The 1139-nt window shown below is 67.3% G+C and carries 1 protein-coding gene; it reads right to left on the bottom strand.

Features of this window, described 5'->3' with window-relative positions; all coding sequences use genetic code 11:
• Window positions 1-9: 9 nt before the first annotated feature.
• On the bottom strand, window positions 10-1080 hold the full coding sequence (locus tag A5481_RS31335) for an IS630 family transposase (RefSeq protein WP_048437625.1): 1071 nt from the start codon (window positions 1078-1080) through the stop codon (window positions 10-12).
• Between the last annotated feature and the right edge of the window lie 59 nt (window positions 1081-1139).

The following is a 1139-nucleotide window of genomic DNA, read 5'->3' as shown; positions in this document are numbered from 1 at the left end:
TGCACTGACTCAAACGGATGGTGCAGCGTTGCCGTTGACGGCATCAAGGATGGCGGCGGCCGGCTTGGTCCAAACGAAGGGCCTTGGCCTGTCGTTGTGCTCGGCGATGTAGCGGTTGATCGCCGCTTGCAGGTCGACGATCCCGCTGAAGCTGCCACGTTTCAGCCTGCGCCGGGTCAAGGCGGAGAAAAAGCCCTCGACCGCGTTCATCCACGAGGCCGAGGTCGGCGTGAAGTGGAAGATCCAGCGCGGATGCCGGGCCAGCCAGGCTCGCACCTTCGGGTGCTTGTGCGTGCCGTAGTTGTCCAGGATCACGTGGATCAGTTTGCCGGCCGGCACCGCGGCCTCGATGGTGTTGAGGAAGCGCAGGAACTCGTCGTGGCGGTGACGCTGCATGCAGCGGCCGATCACGGTGCCCTCCAGCACGTCGAGCGCGGCAAACAGCGTCGTGGTGCCGTGGCGGATGTAGTCGTGGGTCTGTGTCTCGGGGCGACCTGGTGTGACGGGCCGGCTGGGGCGGGTGCGCTCCAGGGCCTGGATCTGGCTCTTCTCGTCGAGCGAGAGCACGACGGCGTGGCGCGGCGGGTCCATGTAGAGGCCGACGATATCCTCGACCTTCTCGGCGAAGGCAGGATCGTTCGAGCGCTTGAAGCTGCGGACCCGATGCGGCTGGAGGCGATGGGCGTCCCAGATGCGCTGGACCGAGCGCAGGGAGATCCCGACGGCCTGCGCCAGGGCGCGGCCGGTCCAGTGGGTGACTTCACCGGGCGGTTCGGAGCAGGTGAGGGCGAGCACCTCGGCGACGATGTCGGTGGAGTGAGGCGGCTTACCAGGCGGACGGGTCTTGTCGCGCAGCAGACCCTCGACGCCTTCTTCGGCGTAGCGCTGTTGCCAGCGCCAGACGGCCGGCCGGCTGACGCCGGCCTGCTGGGCGACGTCGAGGACGGAGAGGCGTTCGGCCGAGAGCAGAACGATGCGGGCGCGCTGGATGTGCTTGAGGGGCCGCCCCCGATCGGCGACGATGGTGGACAGGTGCGCCAGGTCGGCGGCGCTGGGGATCACACAGACAGTCTGAGCCATGCCTCAGACTCGCATGGCTCAGGCCTCCTGTGAATCCTCTGAATGCGTCAATGCACTAG

The organism is Methylobacterium platani (assembly GCF_001653715.1).
Taxonomy (GTDB): domain Bacteria; phylum Pseudomonadota; class Alphaproteobacteria; order Rhizobiales; family Beijerinckiaceae; genus Methylobacterium; species Methylobacterium platani.
Note: the sequence above shows the minus strand (reverse complement) of the source record. Positions and strands in the feature narration are given on the sequence as shown.

Bases quoted from the DNA above. Each gene is read 5' to 3' on its own strand.
- A5481_RS31335 (WP_048437625.1), bottom strand. From the start codon at position 1,080: ATGGCTCAGACTGTCTGTGTGATCCCCAGCGCCGCCGACCTGGCGCAC.